Annotated in this window: 1 pseudogene; it reads right to left on the bottom strand. The window is 73.2% G+C overall.

The annotated features are described in order from the left end of the window. A pseudogene (locus D471_RS0111880) lies at positions 1 to 1681 on the bottom strand (sigma-54 factor interaction domain-containing protein); the annotation flags it as partial. Positions 1682 to 1812 lie beyond the last annotated feature (131 nt).

Here is a 1812-nt window from a genome sequence, read left to right as displayed (position 1 = left end):
CTCGCGCGTGCCGCCGCCGTCTGGCCTGGGAGGCCCGGGAGCCGGGGCCGCCCCCGGGCCGCGTCCACTGGAAGCAGGCCTCGAAGCCCCGGTACTCGGAGTCCAGCCAGGCCATGGGGTCGGTCGACGCGGGCAGACCCGACTGCCGCGGCTCCCAGGGATCGTCCCCGGGGGCGCCGTGTCCGGGCAGGGCGCCGCCGAAACTCCACTCGTGCGGGGCGGCGCGCCGCGCCGCCTCCGCCGCCACCCGGTCGAAGGCGAGCAGCAGCCGCTCCACGGCGCGTTCGAGCTCCTCCCGAGACCAGTCCGCCAGTTCCCCGTCGGGGACACCGAGTACGTGCGGACCCGTCAGGAGCAGGGTGTCCCGGACGTGGTCGTGCAGCTGGAACCGGTCGAAGCCGCCCGACTCGTACAGGTAGGTGACCAGGTGGCGGTGGCTCATCTCCAGGAGGAGCGGTTTGGCCTCGTCCTCCGAGACCCCGAGCAGGGCGGCGGCCGACCACGCGGTGAAGGTGGTCAGGCCAGCACCCGCCAGCCGGTTGAGCAGTAGCCGTTCGCGGGGCTCACAGCGCCGCAGGCTGGAGGCGAGTGAGGAGGCGATGGCCTTCGGGCCGGGCAGTGTCTGCCAGAGGACGGGGTCCTTCATGTGGCGGAGTTGGTCGGCGGCGCTGGGACCGCGTTCCTGGATGATCTGCGTGGCCGACAGGCAGATGGCCATCGGGAACCCGTGGCAGGCGGCGGCGAGGTCGGGCAGGGCGGCGCGGTCGGCCTCCGAGAGGGGGCGGGTGGAGCCGTCCACCAGTCTGATCAGTAGTTCCAGACCCTCGTCGGGGGAGAGCGGATCCAGGCGGCGGCGGAGCATGGTGTGCGGCGCGTCGGGGAAACCGTTGCGACTGGTGATCAGGACGGCGCAGCCGCGCCCGAGCGGCAGCAGCGGTTCGACCTGGGCGTGGTCCTCGGCGTTGTCGAGGACGATGAGCAACCTGCGCTCCTCGGTCTCCGTTCGCCACAGTCCGCTGAGCTCGTCCAGGTCGGCGTCCTCGGGGAAACGGACACCGATCTCGGTGAGCATCTGAGCGAGGACGTCCTCGGGCCGCCGAGGCCCGCGGCGGACGGGGGCGCCCGTCTCGATGTCGTGGGGAACCTCGTCACCGGAGCGTCGGCGCGGCCAGCCGCGGCTGAGGAGACCCCGCCTGGCGGGACGGGGTGTCGTGGGTCCCTCGGGGTCGGTGCCGCCGTAGAGCTCGAACTCCAACTTGCCGTCCGGGAAGCGATCGGAGACCTCGTCGACGATCTGGGCGACCAGCTGGCTCTTCCCGGTGCCGCTCTCACCGGTGATGACCACGGCCAACGGGCTGCGGTGCGGGCGCCGCGGGCGGCGGAGCAGACGCCGGGCGCCCGCGGGGCGGAAGCGGTCGAAGGCCTGTCGCAGCTCGTCCATGAGGTCGGAGTGACCGGTGAAGTACTCGACGGGAGGGGGCAGCCGCCTGCGCAGAGCGGGCTCCTCCGCTGGGTCCGGTGTGCTGGGGGTCCGTTCGAGCATCGCCTGGGCGGTGGCCGCCACGCCCCCGCCCAGGACGGCGAGCGCCGCCGCGATCAGGCCGTCACCGCCCGGTATGAGGTCCGGGACCTCCTGGAGCACGCTTCCCAGACCCAGGAGCAGAGCCAACCCCGTGGCCACGCCGACACCGAACGGTCGCCGACCGCGCGGGCGCCGGCGGGTGACCTTCGAACGCGAACCGCTGTCCACACCCACTCCACTCTCGTCGGAGGCACTCCCGCTGTCCCGGTTCCGCGCCACCCACCCTCTGG

The organism is Nocardiopsis lucentensis DSM 44048, from assembly GCF_000341125.1.
GTDB lineage: Bacteria > Actinomycetota > Actinomycetes > Streptosporangiales > Streptosporangiaceae > Nocardiopsis > Nocardiopsis lucentensis.
This window is presented reverse-complemented; position numbering and strand designations above follow the sequence as displayed.